Here is a 16,687-nt window from a genome sequence, read left to right as displayed (position 1 = left end):
GTTCGTTCGACATGCTGCATTTGTCCCGCCTTACCTCGCTGGCCCTGACGATTGCCCTGGTGATCGGCGCGCCTCTGGCGTTTGCCGCTCAACCGGCCCCGGCAGTCGCGCCTGCGGGTACTGCCGCGACCACCAGGGCGCCATTGCCGCTGGAAGAGTTGCGCACCTTTGCCGAGGTCATGGATCGGATCAAGGCCGCGTATGTCGAGCCGGTAGACGACAAGACCCTGCTGGAAAACGCGATCAAGGGCATGCTCAGCAACCTTGACCCGCACTCCGCGTACCTGGGACCTGAAGACTTCGCTGAACTGCAGGAAAGCACCAGCGGCGAATTTGGCGGCCTGGGCATCGAAGTCGGCGCCGAGGACGGCTTCATCAAGGTGGTGTCGCCGATCGATGACACACCGGCCTCCAAGGCTGGCATCCAGGCGGGCGACTTCATCGTCAAGATCAACGGCCAACCCACCCGCGGCCAGAGCATGACCGAAGCCGTGGACAAGATGCGCGGCAAGATCGGCCAGAAAATCACCCTGACCCTGGTACGTGACGGTGGCACGCCGTTCGATGTGACCCTGGCCCGCGCCATCATTCAGGTGAAGAGCGTGAAGAGCCAGCTGCTCGAGTCCGGCTATGGCTACATCCGCATCACCCAGTTCCAGGTCAAGACCGGCGAAGAAGTGTCCAAGGCCCTGGCGAAGCTGCGCAAAGACAACGGCAAGAAACTCAACGGCATCATCCTCGACCTGCGCAACAACCCGGGCGGCGTGCTGCAAGCGGCGGTGGAAGTGGTCGACCACTTCATCACCAAGGGCCTGATCGTCTACACCAAGGGCCGCATCGCCAACTCCGAACTGCGCTTCTCTGCCACCGGCAAGGACGAAAGCGAAGCCGTGCCAATGGTCACGCTGATCAACGGCGGCAGCGCCTCGGCCTCGGAAATCGTCGCCGGCGCCCTGCAAGACCAGAAACGCGCGGTGGTCATGGGGACGCCGAGTTTCGGCAAAGGCTCGGTGCAAACCGTGCTGCCACTGAACAACGACCGCGCCCTGAAGATCACCACGGCGCTGTACTACACGCCAAACGGCCGCTCGATCCAGGCCCAGGGCATCGTCCCGGACATCGAAGTGCGCAAGGCCAAGATCACCAACGAGCAGGACGGCGACTATTTCAAGGAAGCCGATCTGCAGGGTCACCTTGGCAACGGCAACGGCGGCGCCGACAAACCGACCAGTTCCGGCGGCAAGACCAAGCCGATGCCGCAGGACGACGATTACCAACTGGCCCAGGCCCTGAGCCTGCTCAAAGGGCTGAGCATCACGTCCGGCCGCTGAGATGCTTTTGCGGGTAGTCCTGGGGCTGTTGTGCTGCCTGGCGGGTGTTGTGCACGCAGCGCCCGCCCCTCAAAAGGCCTATATAAGCCTGATCATCGATGACCTGGGGCAGAGCCTGCCCCGGGATCGCCAGGTGCTGGCCCTGCCCGGGCCAGTGACCACGGCGATCATGCCCGACACCCCTCACGCCACCGAATTCGCCCGCGAAGCCCATCGTGCCGGCAAGATCGTCATCCTGCACATGCCCATGGACCCGGCCACCGGACCGTTCGCCTGGCATCCCGACTTGCCCATCGAAGAGCTCGAGAAACGCCTGAACGCGGCGTTCAAGGTCGTGCCCTACACCGCCGGCATCAATAACCACATGGGCAGCCGCATGACCGCTCAACCGGCCGCGATGGCCTGGTTGATGGCGGACTTGCAGCGTCGACACAAATTCTTCGTCGACAGCCGCACCAGTGCCCAGACCGTGGCCGCGCAGCAAGCCCAGAAGACCGCACTGGCCAGTGTTTCCCGGGATGTATTTTTGGATGACGAGCGCACTGAAGCAGCCATCTTCGCGCAACTGCAGACGGCAATCAGCCTGGCGCGAAAGCAGGGCTCGGCGGTGATGATCGGGCATCCGTATCCGCAGACACTGGCAGTGCTGGAGCGGGAATTGCCCAAGCTCAAGGCTCAGGGAGTCGAGTGGATCGATATCAGGCAGATGATCAGCGTGCGCGGCAATCGCGCCATGGTCGCCCATGGAAAAGACGGTGTTTATCGATAATACGCAGTTGCATACCTATAAATAATTACCGCCAGATACCTTCCCCCATTCCGGATAGTGAGACCTGAAACAGGTCACGAGCGACTCCTCCCGAGTCGCTCTCTCAACTATCTGGATAGATTATGAACCCCCAAAACAACGCCCCATTGGCCGCACGGCGAATCGAGCCTATAAAGCACGACAATCTGCTCATCAACTTTACGACAGAGTTCCGCCGTATCTGGGACACCAATGGCTCAAACGCGAAATCCGCAGCCTTTTGGCGCCCGTCTCCTGCGCCTGATTTGCTTCCAGGTTATTTCCCGCTAGGTGATGTCCTCGCCGCCGGACATGACAACATCAACGAGAAGCGGATGGTAATGGTCGTCTGCGAGGGTGAACTACCCAGCGGCGAGACAAGCAACGGGCCAGCTCTGCGTGCCCCCGTCGACTTTGAGCAAGTCTGGAGCGATGCAGGCTCAGGAACGAGGACCGACTGCAGCATATGGCGCCCGATCCCTCCCAGTGGTTACGTCGCCCTTGGGCTATTGTGTTCCAACGGGCGCGACAAGCCTTTGCCAAGCGACGTTCGTTGCGTCCGGGCGGACCTGGTAATCCCTTCATACATCAGTGATCTGATCTGGAACGACAAGGGCAGCGGCGCAAGACAGGCCTTCAGTGCCTGGGGAATTTTTCCACCGACTGCAATGGCCGGGGAAATCAATTGCGTACCCGGCACCTTTATTGGTGTCACCACCTACAACAAGCCGCAGACACACGTCACCGCCTACTCACTGCGGATGCCGATCCCTCTTGAGATCAAGCCCCCTCCTATAGCTCCGGAACTTCCAGGAGATGAACAGCCACCACTTTTCGAGCCGGCCAGGGTGACTCAAACTGCCAAACTCCCCTGGTTCGTAATAAAAGATCCCAAACTGAGACCTCTCGAGCAATTACGGACGTCACCGTCCTATTTTCTGGAAAGAACAGACCAGTATGTACTTGTCGGATATGGCAAAAACGAAAGCGCCGAGAGCCAGGCTTTCAGATGGGCAGCACGTCGACCACAGAGCATGGGCAGCCAGGATGTATTCACTCGCATCACCTCTATCGTGATCGACGGCCAGTGGCCCAGCGGAACACCCTCGCTGTTCTCTGCAAGACTGAGCAATAGCTTTTCTCTCGTCGATTCATCCAATGGGTGGGGAGGTCCTGCACACGTGCAAGTGGCAACTATCGTTGCAAAACACAAAACCGTCGCGGCTTATGAAGTGCAGAGTACCTTCAGGCTTCTGCGCGAAGACAAAACGCAAGTGCCGAGCGAACTCTATTACATCGATGGTAACAGCCTGCACTTGACTCAATATCCACCGGACCAGGAGCCTGAAGTCATCACGCCCTCCGTGCCGGAAACGGACTCGCCGACGCCTACAGATACCGCCCCATGATCTCGTCGACCATACCGTCCTTGCGCATCTGATCCAGCGCAGCCTGTAGCTTGGCGACGGTCGCCTGCGGCACGTCCTTGTTCAGCGCCAGGTACAGTTCGGCGCTGTTGAAACGCAGCACGGTCTTGAGCCCGTTTACCCCGTCCTGGCGCGCCAGATAGCGCCCGGCGGGGTCGCCGGTGGCCCACAGGTCGATCTGGCCATTGACCAGTTTCTTCGCATTATCCTGATCACGCAGCACCACGATTGGCTTCAGGCCCTGCTTGGCGAGCGTCTCGGCAATCGCATCGCCCTTGTAGGCACCAATCCTGTACGTGCGCGCGTCCTCCAGGGTATCGAGGGAGATTTTGCTGTCAGCCTTGGCCAGCATGATCCAGTCGTCCGGCCCGATCGGCCCGACCCACTTGAAAAGCCGCTCGCGGTCCGGCAAACGCGCCATCACGAATGCTCCATAACCGGGGTTTTCCAGGGCGAGTTTGTAGACACGCTCCCAAGGGAAACGCAGGGTCAGGCTATAGGTGACGTTGGCGCGCTTGAACATCTCGCGGACGATATCAACAGCGATGCCATTGATGTTCTCGTCCTGAGCGAAGTTCTTGCCGTTCTTGGCCATGTTGTATGGCGGGAAGTTTTCCGTCAGCAACACCAGTTCCGTGGCGGAGCTGTCTGCGGCGCGTGCGCTACTGATGAGCAACAAGGAAGCGCTGGCGAGGACAAGAAGAATGCGTTTAAACATGTCTGGCTACCGAAATCCATGGCGTACTCAAGAGTGCCCTGAGCCCGCCATGATGTCCACTGGCCTGCACTGGTTTGTTCAGCGCATCACAATTCCGCGATGGGCCATGTAGGCTTTGGCTTCCTGCACGGTGTATTCGCCAAAGTGGAAAATACTCGCCGCCAACACCGCGCTGGCGTGGCCTTCGAGAATGCCATCGGCCAAGTGCTGCAGGTTACCGACTCCGCCGGAAGCGATCACCGGAATACCCAGTGCGTCGCTGATGGCGCGGGTTACGCCGAGGTCGAAGCCGTTTTTCATGCCGTCCTGGTCCATGCTGGTCAGGAGGATTTCACCGGCACCCAGGCCTTCCATCTTCTTCGCCCATTCGACCGCGTCGAGGCCGGTTGGCTTGCGACCGCCGTGGGTGAAGATTTCCCAGCGCGGGGTTTCGCCAGGGCCGGAGACCTTCTTCGCATCGATGGCAACCACGATGCATTGCGAGCCGAAATGCTGCGCCGCTTCGCCGACGAATTCCGGGTTGAACACCGCCGCGGTGTTGATCGAGACCTTGTCCGCACCGGCATTGAGAAGGTTGCGAATGTCCTGCACGGTGCGCACGCCACCGCCCACGGTCAGCGGGATGAACACCTGGCTGGCCATGCGCTCGACGGTATGCAGCGTGGTATCGCGACCGTCGACGCTGGCGGTGATGTCGAGGAAAGTAATCTCGTCGGCACCTTGCTCGTCATAGCGACGGGCAATCTCCACAGGGTCGCCTGCATCGCGGATGTTCTCGAACTTCACACCTTTGACGACCCGGCCGTTGTCCACGTCCAGGCAAGGGATGATGCGTTTGGCCAGCGCCATGGTCAGTCCTCAGCCTTTGTACGAATCGCAGAAAGCTTGCGCTTCAGCGACGTCGAGGGTGCCTTCGTAGATCGCGCGACCGGTGATCGCACCGATGATGCCTGGAGCCTTGGCGTCGAGCAGCGTCTTGATGTCGCCCAGGTTGTGGATGCCACCGGAAGCGATCACCGGGATCTTCGTGGCAGCAGCCAGCGCGGCGGTGAACGGTACGTTGCAACCCTGCATCATGCCATCTTTGGCGATGTCGGTATAAACGATGGCGGACACGCCGTCGGCTTCGAACTGCTTGGCCAGGTCAATCACCTGGATGGTGCTGATTTCAGCCCAGCCGTCGGTGGCGACGAAACCGTCCTTGGCATCCAGGCCGACGATCACCTTGCCCGGGAACGCGCGGCAGGCTTCGGCGACGAAGGCCGGATCTTTCACGGCCTTGGTGCCGATGATCACGTAGCTCACGCCCGCTTTCACGTAGTGCTCGATGGTTTCCAGGGAACGGATACCGCCACCGATCTGGATCGGCAGGTTCGGGTAGCGCTTGGCGATCGCGGTGACCACTTCGCCGTTGACCGGCTGGCCTTCGAACGCGCCGTTCAGGTCGACCAGATGCAGACGACGGCAACCGCCCTCCACCCACTTGGCTGCCATGCTCACCGGGTCATCGGAGAACACTGTGGAATCTTCCATGCGGCCCTGGCGCAGACGAACACAGGCACCGTCTTTAAGATCGATAGCGGGAATAATCAGCATCTGGCAAACCTTCAAATTCGAATGTTCAGCTTGGCTCGGAAATCAGTTTTTCTCGAGCGCCCACAGGTCGCTTTCGATGCTTTCGAACCTCTCCTTGAGGTGCGTCTGCACATCGAAAATCGCCCTGTTGTAATAGTGCGGAGCAATTTCGCGGGTAAAAAGCTCAAGAATTTCGGCCGCTTCGAACGAACCCAGGTCCAGTTCGAAGCGATCCTCCATGAAGCGCTTGATCTTGCGATTGGCCTCACTCTCCTGTTCAGGCGTGAGGGTCAGGATCGGCGGCTTCTTCTTGACGGCCATTACCAGCGACCGTCCCACGCGGCGAAGTTCTGCAGCAACTGCAGGCCATGGGTATGGCTTTTCTCCGGATGGAACTGCACCGCGAAACGCGAGCCTTCAGCCAGCGCTGCGGCAAAATCGACCCCATAGTGACCGCCACCGACCACCTGCCGCGCATTGCCGGCGGCGATGTAGTAGCTGTGCACGAAGTAGAACCGCGCCATGTCCGGAATATCGTGCCACAGCGGGTGACTCACCTTCTGCTTCACTTCGTTCCAGCCCATGTGCGGGACTTTCAGATGTTCGCCATCCTCGACAAGGTCCTTGCCGAAGAACTTCACCTGGCCCGGGAACAGGCCGATGCAGTCGACGCCGTCGTTCTCTTCGCTGTGCTCGAGCAACGCTTGCATGCCTACGCAGATGCCGAGGAACGGACGATCCTGGCTGACTTCACGCACCAGCGAATCGAAACCCAGGCGACGGATCTCCGCCATGCAATCGCGGATCGCGCCGACACCGGGGAAAACCACCCGGTCGGCTTCGCGAATCACGTTCGCATCGCTAGTGATCAGGACCTTGCCGGCACCGACGTGCTCGAGGGCCTTGGCCACCGAGTGCAGGTTGCCCATGCCGTAATCGATAACCGCGACTGTCTGCATTACAGGACGCCCTTGGTCGATGGCATTTGCCCGGCCATGCGGTCATCGAGCTCCACAGCCATGCGCAGCGCGCGGCCGAAAGCCTTGAACACGGTTTCGATCTGGTGGTGGGTATTGGTGCCGCGCAGGTTGTCGATGTGCAGGCTGACGAGTGCGTGGTTGACGAAGCCCTGGAAGAATTCCTGGAAAAGGTCGACGTCAAAGCCGCGGCCCACGTTGGCGCGGGTGTAGGGTACGTGCATCTGCAGGCCTGGGCGGCCGGAGAAGTCGATGACCACCCGGGACAGCGCTTCGTCCAACGGGACATAGGCATGGCCGTAGCGACGGATGCCTTTCTTGTCGCCGATGGCCTTGGCAAATGCCTGACCGAGGGTGATACCCACGTCTTCCACCATGTGGTGGTCGTCGATGTGCAGGTCGCCCTTGCCGACGATATCCAGGTCGATCAGCCCGTGACGGGCGATCTGGTCCAGCATGTGCTCAAGAAAAGGAACACCGATATCGAATCGGGCCTTTCCGGTGCCATCCAGGTTGATCGAGGCTTTGATCTGGGTTTCCAGAGTGTCGCGCTCGACTGACGCCATACGTTCGGCCATCACCAGCTCCGCAAAATCATTGGGCGAAAAAGGCAACCATTATAGGGGCGCGGGCGCGAAACAGAAACACGGGAGGTGATATCGCTGACGGATAGAATCCCCAGTCGTCGGGGATAGACATGTCCATACAAGCCATTTGAATGGAATACAAAACAAATGTGGGAGCGAGCCTGCTCGCGATGTCGCCATAACATCCAACATCTCTGCTGGCTGTCACACCGCTATCGTCGGAACGCCGCCCGGAGCCGGCTCGCTCCCACAGGGGTAAAGCGTTTACTTAGTGAAAGAGTACTGCAGTCTTCTGCAAGGTCACCCAGACACCCCACGCCAACGGAATACCCACCACCAGCCAGGCAGCCACCGCCAGCGGCTTGGTGCCGGCATCGGCTTTCCACTCCAGCACGGTGCTGCTGTCAGCCCCCTTGTCGTGTCCCAGCGCCTGTTCGGCAGCCAGTTCGGCGTCGGTCATGAAGTACTTGTCCGCCACCGGGCGCACCAGCAGGTTGCAGATAAAGCCCAGCACCAGCAGGCCCGCCAGGATGTACAGCGTGATGTCGTAAGCCGCCGCACGTTCAACGCCGATGCTCAGCTGATATTCACGCAGATAGTTCACCAGCACCGGGCCCAATACACCCGCCGCCGCCCACGCCGTCAGCAGGCGACCGTGGATCGCGCCAACCATTTGCGTGCCGAACAGGTCCGCCAGGTAAGCGGGGACCGTCGCAAAACCACCGCCATACATCGACAGGATGATGCAGAACGCCGCCACGAACAGCGCGACACTGCCCAGATGCCCAAGGTTCGGAATCAGTCCGTACAGGGCAAAGCCCAGGGCGAAGAACACGAAGTAAGTGTTTTTGCGGCCCAGGTAATCCGAGAACGAAGCCCAGAAGAACCGCCCGCCGATGTTGAACAGGCTCAGCAAACCAGTGAACCCTGCTGCGATGGCGGCAATCGAAGCCAGTTGCGCGGCGTCCAGTTGACCAAATTTCAGGTCATTGCCCAGCAACTTGCCGGCAAACACTTCCTGCAACAGTGGCGATGCCATGCCGAGGATGCCGATACCCGCCGAAACGTTCAGGCACAACACCAGCCATACCAGGCGGAATTGCGGCGTTTTCCACGCCACGTTCACGTGCACGTGACGGTGGGTGATCATCGCATTCGAGGCTTTTTTCGCCGGTGCCATCCAGCCTTCAGGTTTCCAGCCCGTCGGCGGCACACGATAGGACAACGCGCCGCCGATCATGAACACGAAGTAGATCGCGGCCATGACCAGGAAGCTCTGCCACACGCCGACACTGGTTGGCGAGCCAAAATGGCTCATCAACGCCGCCGCCAGTGGCGCACCGACCATCGCGCCCCCGCCGAACCCCATGATCGCCATGCCGGTCGCCATGCCGCGCTTGTCCGGGAACCACTTGATCAGGGTCGACACCGGCGAGATGTAGCCCAGGCCCAAGCCGATACCGCCAATGACCCCGGAGCCTATCCACATCAGCCAGATCTGGTGGGTATAGACCCCCAGCGCGGAAATCAGCAGGCCGCCGCACCAGCACAGCGCCGAGACGACACCCGCCTTGCGTGGCCCGGCATGCTCCAGCCAGCCACCCCAGATGGCGGCCGAGCAACCCAGGAAGATGAAGAACAGGGTGTAGATCCAGCCGAGCATCGAAATCGGCCAGTCGCATTGCGAAGAAAAGACTTGGGCGATGAAGCTCATGTCCGGCGCACAAGCCACTGGCGCGGTGATGCCCAGCGCTTTGGACAGTGGCAACCAGAACACCGAGAAGCCGTACGCCATGCCGATGCACAGATGGATGGCCAGCGCGGCCGGTGGCACCAGCCAGCGGTTGAAACCGGGCCTGGCGATGATGCGCTCCTTGGAAAGGAACGCGGGCTGGCCGGCTTGAAGGCCGTCCGCCGTGATGCTCGTGGTCATTGTTTATCCCCCAATTGTCAGTAGTGTTCGCCAGCCACTCTTCACCCTCAGCCTTAATGCACGCAGACATGACTGTTTTTTAGGGAAAAGCTGGTTTTTCCTGCGACATCACGTCACAGAGGGACGGACGAACGGGTGCAGGGTAGCATTTGCCAGCAGCCGAAAAACCAAACTGACATCACGTTTTCGAAGTTGTCTGTTTTCGTACCACCCAAAGGAACCTCCGTTCCGATCATTGTCGAACTCCTTAACAACTTCTTCTTCCGTACAGATCCTGATTACACGTAGGAAAAATCCCTTTTTGCCTGGATGCTCGATGCTCTGCCCTTGTGATCTGCCCGGTCGGTCGCCGCGGAGCGCTATACTCCCCGGCTAAATTTCGAATTCGACTAACTACAAGGACTCGCCCATGAAAGCGTTCGGCAAAATCCTGGGTCTGGTACTTCTCGGGCTGTTGCTGATCGTAGTGGCGCTGGGCTTTGCCCTGACCCACCTCTTCGATCCCAACGACTACAAAGACGAGATACGCCAGATTGCCCGCGACAAGGCCCACATCGAGCTGACGCTCAATGGCGATATCGGCTGGAGCCTGTTCCCTTGGCTGGGCCTGGAACTGCACGACGCGGCAGTCGCCACCCTGGCCAAGCCCGCCGAACCGTTCGCCGACCTGCAGATGCTCGGCCTGTCGGTTCGTGTGCTGCCGTTGCTGCGCCGTGAGGTGCAAATGAGCGATGTGCGCGTCGAAGGCCTGAACCTGCGCCTGAACCGCGACAAGGACGGCCACGGCAACTGGGAAGACATCGGCAAGGTGCCCAAGCCTGCAACCATGGCCACGCCGGCCGATGCCACCAGTGAACCCGAGCCGACAACCACCGCCCAGGCGGAAAAACCGGCCCAGCCTATTCGCCTGGACATCGACAGCCTGACCGTCAACAACGCCCGCGTTGAATACAGCGACGAAAAAACCGGCAAGCAATTCAGCGCCGAAAGCATCCAGCTCAGTACTGGCCCGGTGCACGACTCCACCAATATCCCGGTCAAGCTCACCGCATTCCTGGGCACCAACCAGCCAGTTCTGCGAGTGCGCACCGAGCTCAACGGCGAATTGCGCTTCGAGCGCGCGTTGCAGCGCTACAAGCTCGAAGACATGAAGCTGTCCGGTGAAGTCGCCGGCGATCCACTGCAAGGCAAGACCGTGACGTTTGCCGCCCAGGGGCAGTTGCTGCTGGACAAGGCTGCCAACGTCGCCGAATGGACCGGGATCAAGGTCTCCGCCAACCAACTGCGAGCGCTGGGTGAGCTGAAGGTCAACGACCTGGACAAGACCCCGCAGGTTAACGGCGGCCTGTCGATTGCCCAGTTCGACCTGGCGAAGTTCGTCGACAGCATCGGCCAGAAACTCCCGGCGATGGCCGAGGGCAGCCTGAGCAAGGTCGAACTGGCCACGCGCCTGGCCGGCACGCCTTCCAGCCTCACGCTCGAAGACATCAACCTGAAAGTCGATGACAGCACCTTCACCGGTCGCATCGCCGTCGAGGACTTTGCCAAGCAATCGCTGCGCGCCACCCTCAAGGCTGACACCTTCAACGTCGACCGTTACCTGGCGCCGAAGTCAGCCGAGGCCAACAGCGCCAAGCAAGTTCGCCAGGCCGAAGTCGCCAGCACCGAAGCCGATGCCATGGCCGGCGCCGGCAGCACACCGCTGCCGCAATCCCCAACCAAGGAAGCCTGGAGCAACGAACGCCTGCTGCCGGTGGAACGCCTGAACAAGCTGGATGTAGACGCCGACCTGACCTTCGGCCAGTTGACCCTGGAAAAACTGCCGATCCAGAACGCCGTACTCAAGGCCAACGGCCAGGGTGGCTTGTTGACGCTGTCCAGCCTGCGCGGTGACCTGTACGAGGGCAACTTCGAAGCCAAAGGCACTCTCGATGTGCGCCAGCAGGCACCGGTGTTGAACATGCAGACGCAGATCAGCCGGGTGCCCGCGGAAAAAATCCTCGAAAGCCAGGGCAAAGAACCACCGGTCAAGGGCCTGGTAACACTCAACAGCACCCTCACCGGTAGCGGCAACAGCCAGAAAGCGCTGATCGAAACCCTGAACGGCAACGCCAGTTTCGTCATCAACAATGGCGTGCTGCTCAATGCCAACCTCGAACAACAGTTGTGCAAAGGCATCGCCACGCTCAACCGCAAGGAGCTCAGCGGCGAGCCGCGGGGCAAGGACACACCGTTCCAGGAGCTCAAGGGCAACCTGACCTTCCGTAACGGTGTCGCGAGCAACCCGGACCTGAAAGTGCGCATCCCCGGCATGACCGTCAACGGTGACGGCGACGTAGACCTGCGGGTCCTGGGCATGGATTACCGCGTGGGCATCATTGTCGAAGGCGACAAGAGCGACATGCCGGACCCGGCCTGCCAGGTGGGCGAGAAATTTGTCGGCATCCAGTGGCCGTTGCGTTGCCGCGGTCCGCTGGAGCTGGGCGCCAAGGCCTGTCGCCTGGACAACGAACGCATGGGCCAGGTCGCGAGCAAACTGGCGGGCGAGCGCATCAGCGAAAAAATCGACGAGAAACTGGGCGATAAAGTCAGCCCGGAACTCAAGGACGCACTCAAGGGGCTGTTCAAGCGATGAAAGCCGAGCAGTTTTCAACGGCGGTGCTGGATTGGTTCGACCGCCACGGCCGCCACGACTTGCCCTGGCAACAAGGCATCACCCCCTATCGGGTGTGGGTTTCTGAAATCATGTTGCAGCAAACCCAGGTCAGCACCGTGCTGAATTACTTCGACCGGTTCATGGCTTCGCTGCCGACGGTCGAGGCCCTGGCGGCGGCGCCCGAGGACGAAGTGCTGCACCTGTGGACGGGCCTGGGGTACTACACCCGCGCGCGCAATTTGCAGAAGACCGCGAAGATCGTCGTCGAGCAGTACGGCGGTGAGTTTCCCCGGGACGTGGAAAAACTCACCGACCTGCCCGGCATCGGCCTGTCCACCGCCGGCGCGATCGCCAGCATCAGCATGGGCCTGCGCGCGCCCATCCTCGACGGCAACGTCAAGCGCGTGCTGGCGCGCTTTACCGCACAAGAGGGCTACCCAGGCGAGCCGAAGGTCGCCAAACAGCTTTGGGCGAACGCTGAGCGCTTTACCCCGCACGATCGGGTCAACGCCTACACCCAGGCGATGATGGACCTGGGCGCGACGCTCTGCACCCGCAGCAAGCCGAGCTGCCTGCTCTGCCCGCTGGAAAAGGGCTGTGAAGCGCACATGCTCGGCCTGGAAACCCGCTACCCGATTCCCAAGCCGCGCAAGGCCATCCCGCAGAAGCGCACGCTGATGCCGATGCTCGCCAATGCTGAAGGCGCGATCCTGCTTTACCGCCGCCCTTCCACGGGCCTGTGGGGCGGTTTATGGAGCTTGCCGGAACTCGATGACCTCGACGATCTGCAACACCTCGCCTCGCAGCACTCGCTGGAACTGGGCAACCCGCAGGCACTGCCGAGCCTGGTGCACACCTTCAGCCATTTCCAGTTATCCATCGAACCCTGGCTGGTTAAGGTCCAGGAAGCCGGCCATCACGTGGCCGAGGCCGACTGGCTCTGGTATAACCTCGCCACCCCGCCGCGCCTGGGCCTTGCCGCCCCGGTCAAGACCTTGCTCGAACGCGCGGCCGCCGTATTGAACGCAGGAGAGTCGTCATGACCCGCACCATCATGTGCCGCAAGTACAAAGAAGAATTGCCCGCCCTGGAGCGCGCTCCATTCCCGGGTGCCAAAGGCCAGGACATTTTTGACCACGTCTCGGCCAAGGCCTGGGCCGACTGGCAAAAACACCAGACCCTGCTGATCAATGAAAAGCGCTTGAACATGATGAACGCCGAAGACCGTAAATATCTTCAGGGCGAGATGGACAAGTACTTCTCCGGCGAAGATTACGCCAAGGCCGAAGGCTACGTGCCGCCTGCCGAGTAAGCCCGTAAAACCGGGGGTCGGATCGTAAGCGACGGTAATAATTAAATTTTTTTTGATAACTTGCTTGACGACCCCCTGAAAAACCCGTTTAATGCGCCCCGTTGCCCAGATAGCTCAGTCGGTAGAGCAGGGGATTGAAAATCCCCGTGTCGGCGGTTCGATTCCGTCTCTGGGCACCACCTTTCGTTTTCAGGTGATGCCAAGCACACCTGAAAGCACACAAAAAACCCGCCTAGTGCGGGTTTTTTGCTTTCTACGGTTCGTTTCCTTCCAAGCCCAAACCCATGTGAGCAGATCCCGCTCGATCTGGAAATCTGCTTGCCCGCGATAAGCCCCCCCCGTGAAAGCCTGGTGGGCGATCACGAGGGGCGTCCCGCCTCAGCGACGGGAAACACTGCACAGCTTCATACCATTGATCACTCCGCCATCTGCAACTCCGGCAGCTTCATTCGGAACCCACGCGTAACACCCAGCAAACAAACGAGCCCCAGGCCCATCCAGCACAGGCCAATCATGAATGACATGCTGGACAAGCTGGTCCACAGCCAAATGGTGCTGAGAAATCCCAGGGCCGGCACCGCGCCGTAGATCAGGCCATTGCGCAGGCCACGCAGCTTCTGGTCGACCAGGTAATGCTTGATGACCGCCAGATTCACCGCCGAGAACGCGAAGAGCGCACCGAAGCTGATCATGTTGGCGACGGTATCCAGGGTGATGAACAGGGCAATCAGGGAGAACAGGCTGACCAGCATGATCGCGGTAGCCGGCACCCGCTTCTTCGAGACCAGCCTGCCGAACACCCGGGGCAGCGCGCCGTCGCGGCCCATGGCGAACAGCACCCGGGAGACGCTGGCCTGGGAGACCATCGCCGAGGCAAAACATCCGGCTACGTAGGTGGCGGTAAAAGCGGTCACCAGCAGTTCACCCCCAACACGGCGCATAACGTCCAGCGAGGCCGAGTCCGGGTCGGCAAAGGTGTTCCATTCCGGATAAACCATTTGGGCGAAATACGAAACGAGCACAAACAGCAGGCCACCGAGCAGGCTCACCACCATGATCGCGAGGGGGATGAGACGCCGCGGGTTGGGTGTCTCTTCGGCCATGGTCGACACGGCGTCAAAGCCGAGGAAGGACAGACACAGGACCGCCGCGCCGGTCATGATCAACGGGACGCTGAAGCCCTCATGGTGAAAGGGTGCGAGTAGCGAAACCGGCTCGGACTGATCCCCCAGGTTGTGGATCGACAAGGCAACGAACACCACGATGAAGACCAACTGGACAACCACGAGCAGCAAGTTGACCCGGGTGATGGATTCGATGCCGATCAAATTGAGGAAGGTCACCAGCGCAATGGAGCCGACCACCCACACCGCAGCGGGAACCGAGGGGAAGTACTCGGACATGTAGATGCCGATCAGCAGATAACTGAGCAGCGGCAGGAAGATATAGTCCAGCAACAAGGTCCAGCCGGCCATAAAGCCAAAGTAGGTCCCGAACGCCTTGCGCGTATAGGAGTACACCGATCCCGAATACGGATGCGCCTGCACCATACGCCCGTAGCTGTAGGCGGTCAGCAGCATGGCGGCGAGGGTCAGCAGGTAGGCGGTAGGCAGGTGGCCCTTGGTCATCTGGGTCACCAGGCCATAGGTGGTAAACACCGCCAGCGGAACCATGTACGCCAGGCCGAAGAGGACCAGCCCGGTAAGCCCGAGGGATTGTCGAAACTTGCCAGGCGAATCCGCCGGGGAATGATGGGAAGGAGTATCGGCCACGCTTGTTGTTGTAATCATTGCTGACTCCTGAAAATTTGAATGCAGGACGCTGCGGTATCCGAAGAACGGACACCGTTAGTGAATGATCTGCTGAAGGGTGGGCTGCCCGATTTACGGCAGCCTCAGTTCAATCGATATGCATGCAGGGCGATGTAACGCTGTCGATCACCACCCCGTGCATGGGTTGGCCCACAGATGACTTCAGAGCTTTCCCGCGATCCGTGCAGTGCGGTCGACCGCGATGCGGGTCTTTTCAACCAGCTCGTCCAGCTCAGCGCGCGTTGCCACAAGCGCCGGCGCCATGATCATGCGGCCCAGGGTCGAGCGAATGATCACACCCTCTTCAAAACCAAAGGTGCGGCACTGCCAGGCCAGGTCGTTTTCATTGGCGAAGCGTTTGCGCGTAGCCTTGTCCTCGGCGAACTGCAAGGCCGCGACCAGGCCCGCGCCCTGGATCTCGCCGATCATCGGGTGGTTGCCGAACACCTCGCGCAGAATCTGCTGCAAGTACGGCCCGGTATCCTCCTTCACCTGGCGCACGATGCCTTCATCACGCAGCGCCTTGAGGTTGGCGAGCGCCACCGCGGCCGCCACCGGGTGCCCGGAATAGGTCAGGCCGTGGGCGAAGACGCCGCCCTGCTCCACCAGCGCATCGGCAATGCGCTTGCCCAGCACCAGGCCACCCATCGGCACGTACCCGGAGGTCAGGCCCTTGGCGATCGACAGGGTGTCCGGCTCGAAACCGAAGTATTGGTGGGCGAACCACTCGCCCGTGCGACCGAAGCCACCGATCACTTCATCGGCACACAGCAGCACATCGTATTGGCGGCAGATGCGCTGGATTTCCGGCCAGTAGCTTTCAGGCGGGAAGATCATGCCACCAGCGCCCTGGAAAGGCTCGGCGATAAAGCCCGCGACATTTTCCGCGCCCAGTTCAAGAATTTTCTCTTCCAGTTGCAAGGCACAGCGACGACCGAACTCGGCCGGGGTCAGCTCGCCGCCCTGGGCGAACCAGTAAGGCTCATCGATGTGCGCGACGTCCGGAATGGGGCCGCCCATCTCGTGCATGAACTTCATCCCGCCCAGCGCAGTGGCCGCCAGGGTCGAGCCGTGATAGCCGTTCCAGCGGCCGATCATGATCTTCTTCTGTGGCTTGCCGACGACCTGCCAGTAACGGCGAACGGTACGGATCAGCACCTCGTTCGCTTCGGAGCCGGAGTTGGTGTAAATGACGTGGCTGTAGTGGCCTGGCAGGAGGCTGAACAGCAGCTCGGACAGCTCGATCACCGCCGGGTGGGTGGTGTGGAAGAACATGTTGTAGTACGGCAACTGGTCCATCTGCGCAGCAGCCGCCGCGGTCAGGTCCTTGCGACCATAGCCGAGCTGGGTGCACCACAGCCCCGACATGCCGTCCAGGTAACGCTTGTCGTCGTTGTCCCAGAGATACAGTCTCTCGCCGCGTACCATCACTCGAGGACCTTCGGCATTGAGCGCCTTTTGATCCACGAACGCGTGGATATGGTGGGCTGCATCGGACTTCTGATAATCCTGAGTCTGCCGTTTCGGTTCGAAGGGTGCATTCATGGCTTTTTTCTCTTTTGTTGGTAGTCAC

General features: G+C 60.5%; 15 protein-coding genes and 1 tRNA gene. 7 read left to right on the top strand and 9 right to left on the bottom strand.

All coding sequences use genetic code 11. The features are described 5' to 3' along the window. Positions 1-11 precede the first annotated feature (11 nt). The 3 genes from HFK74_RS13080 (at position 12) to HFK74_RS13070 (ending at position 3,527) form a co-directional block, all read left to right on the top strand. Entirely contained in the window at positions 12-1,331 is a 1,320-nt protein-coding gene (locus HFK74_RS13080; RefSeq protein ID WP_180203868.1) for a S41 family peptidase, read from the top strand. Position 1,332: 1 nt separating this feature from the next. Next, on the top strand, positions 1,333-2,100 hold the full coding sequence (locus HFK74_RS13075; RefSeq protein ID WP_180203867.1) for a divergent polysaccharide deacetylase family protein: 768 nt from the start codon (positions 1,333-1,335) through the stop codon (positions 2,098-2,100). Between the two features lie 122 nt (positions 2,101-2,222). Continuing rightward, positions 2,223-3,527: a Vps62-related protein gene (locus HFK74_RS13070; RefSeq protein ID WP_180203866.1), complete on the top strand. Its 1,305-nt coding sequence runs from the start codon at positions 2,223-2,225 to the stop codon at positions 3,525-3,527. Here HFK74_RS13070 and HFK74_RS13065 read toward each other — a convergent pair. The 7 genes from HFK74_RS13065 to HFK74_RS13035 form a co-directional block, all read right to left on the bottom strand. Further along, entirely contained in the window at positions 3,508-4,263 is a 756-nt protein-coding gene (locus HFK74_RS13065) for an ABC transporter substrate-binding protein (protein ID WP_180203865.1), read from the bottom strand. The genes HFK74_RS13070 and HFK74_RS13065 overlap by 20 nt on opposite strands. 78 nt (positions 4,264-4,341) lie before the next feature. After that, the gene (hisF, locus tag HFK74_RS13060) at positions 4,342-5,112 is read right to left on the bottom strand and encodes an imidazole glycerol phosphate synthase subunit HisF (protein WP_007897430.1); all 771 of its coding nucleotides are present in this window, start codon (positions 5,110-5,112) and stop codon (positions 4,342-4,344) included. A 9-nt stretch (positions 5,113-5,121) separates the two neighbouring features. Next, the gene (hisA, locus tag HFK74_RS13055; protein ID WP_007972753.1) at positions 5,122-5,859 is read right to left on the bottom strand and encodes a 1-(5-phosphoribosyl)-5-[(5-phosphoribosylamino)methylideneamino]imidazole-4-carboxamide isomerase; all 738 of its coding nucleotides are present in this window, start codon (positions 5,857-5,859) and stop codon (positions 5,122-5,124) included. Positions 5,860-5,901: 42 nt separating this feature from the next. Then, positions 5,902-6,159 carry a DUF2164 domain-containing protein gene (locus HFK74_RS13050; RefSeq protein ID WP_095077943.1) on the bottom strand — a complete coding sequence of 86 codons (258 nt, stop codon included), beginning with the start codon at positions 6,157-6,159 and terminating at the stop codon, positions 5,902-5,904. Next, positions 6,159-6,797 (bottom strand): imidazole glycerol phosphate synthase subunit HisH, encoded by a 639-nt coding sequence (gene hisH, locus HFK74_RS13045; RefSeq protein WP_020795738.1) that lies wholly within the window; start codon positions 6,795-6,797, stop codon positions 6,159-6,161. The genes HFK74_RS13050 and hisH overlap by 1 nt, the downstream gene beginning before the upstream one ends. After that, entirely contained in the window at positions 6,797-7,393 is a 597-nt protein-coding gene (hisB, locus tag HFK74_RS13040; RefSeq protein WP_180203864.1) for an imidazoleglycerol-phosphate dehydratase HisB, read from the bottom strand. Before hisB ends, hisH begins: the two co-directional genes overlap by 1 nt. Before the next feature lie 277 nt (positions 7,394-7,670). Next, on the bottom strand, positions 7,671-9,335 hold the full coding sequence (locus HFK74_RS13035) for an OFA family MFS transporter (protein ID WP_180203863.1): 1,665 nt from the start codon (positions 9,333-9,335) through the stop codon (positions 7,671-7,673). Positions 9,336-9,744: 409 nt separating this feature from the next. On the opposite strand from HFK74_RS13035, the gene HFK74_RS13030 reads away from it, so the two are divergent. The 4 genes from HFK74_RS13030 to HFK74_RS13015 all read left to right on the top strand — a co-directional run bounded on the left by HFK74_RS13030 (position 9,745) and on the right by HFK74_RS13015 (position 13,482). Further along, positions 9,745-11,970 (top strand): AsmA family protein, encoded by a 2,226-nt coding sequence (locus tag HFK74_RS13030; RefSeq protein ID WP_180203862.1) that lies wholly within the window; start codon positions 9,745-9,747, stop codon positions 11,968-11,970. Further along, a complete protein-coding gene (mutY, locus tag HFK74_RS13025) occupies positions 11,967-13,034 on the top strand; it encodes an A/G-specific adenine glycosylase (protein ID WP_180203861.1) in 1,068 nt (355 codons plus the stop codon). Before HFK74_RS13030 ends, mutY begins: the two co-directional genes overlap by 4 nt. After that, a complete protein-coding gene (locus HFK74_RS13020) occupies positions 13,031-13,303 on the top strand; it encodes an oxidative damage protection protein (protein ID WP_003220737.1) in 273 nt (90 codons plus the stop codon). Before mutY ends, HFK74_RS13020 begins: the two co-directional genes overlap by 4 nt. Before the next feature lie 103 nt (positions 13,304-13,406). After that, positions 13,407-13,482, top strand: a tRNA-Phe gene (locus HFK74_RS13015). Positions 13,483-13,719: 237 nt separating this feature from the next. Here HFK74_RS13015 and HFK74_RS13010 read toward each other — a convergent pair. Continuing rightward, on the bottom strand, positions 13,720-15,093 hold the full coding sequence (locus HFK74_RS13010) for an APC family permease (protein ID WP_180203860.1): 1,374 nt from the start codon (positions 15,091-15,093) through the stop codon (positions 13,720-13,722). Between the two features lie 183 nt (positions 15,094-15,276). After that, entirely contained in the window at positions 15,277-16,659 is a 1,383-nt protein-coding gene (locus HFK74_RS13005; RefSeq protein ID WP_180203859.1) for an aspartate aminotransferase family protein, read from the bottom strand. Positions 16,660-16,687: the final 28 nt, after the last annotated feature.

It is taken from the genome of Pseudomonas sp. SbOxS1 (assembly GCF_013416725.1).
In the GTDB taxonomy this organism is placed as follows: Bacteria; Pseudomonadota; Gammaproteobacteria; order Pseudomonadales; family Pseudomonadaceae; genus Aquipseudomonas.
This window is presented reverse-complemented; position numbering and strand designations above follow the sequence as displayed.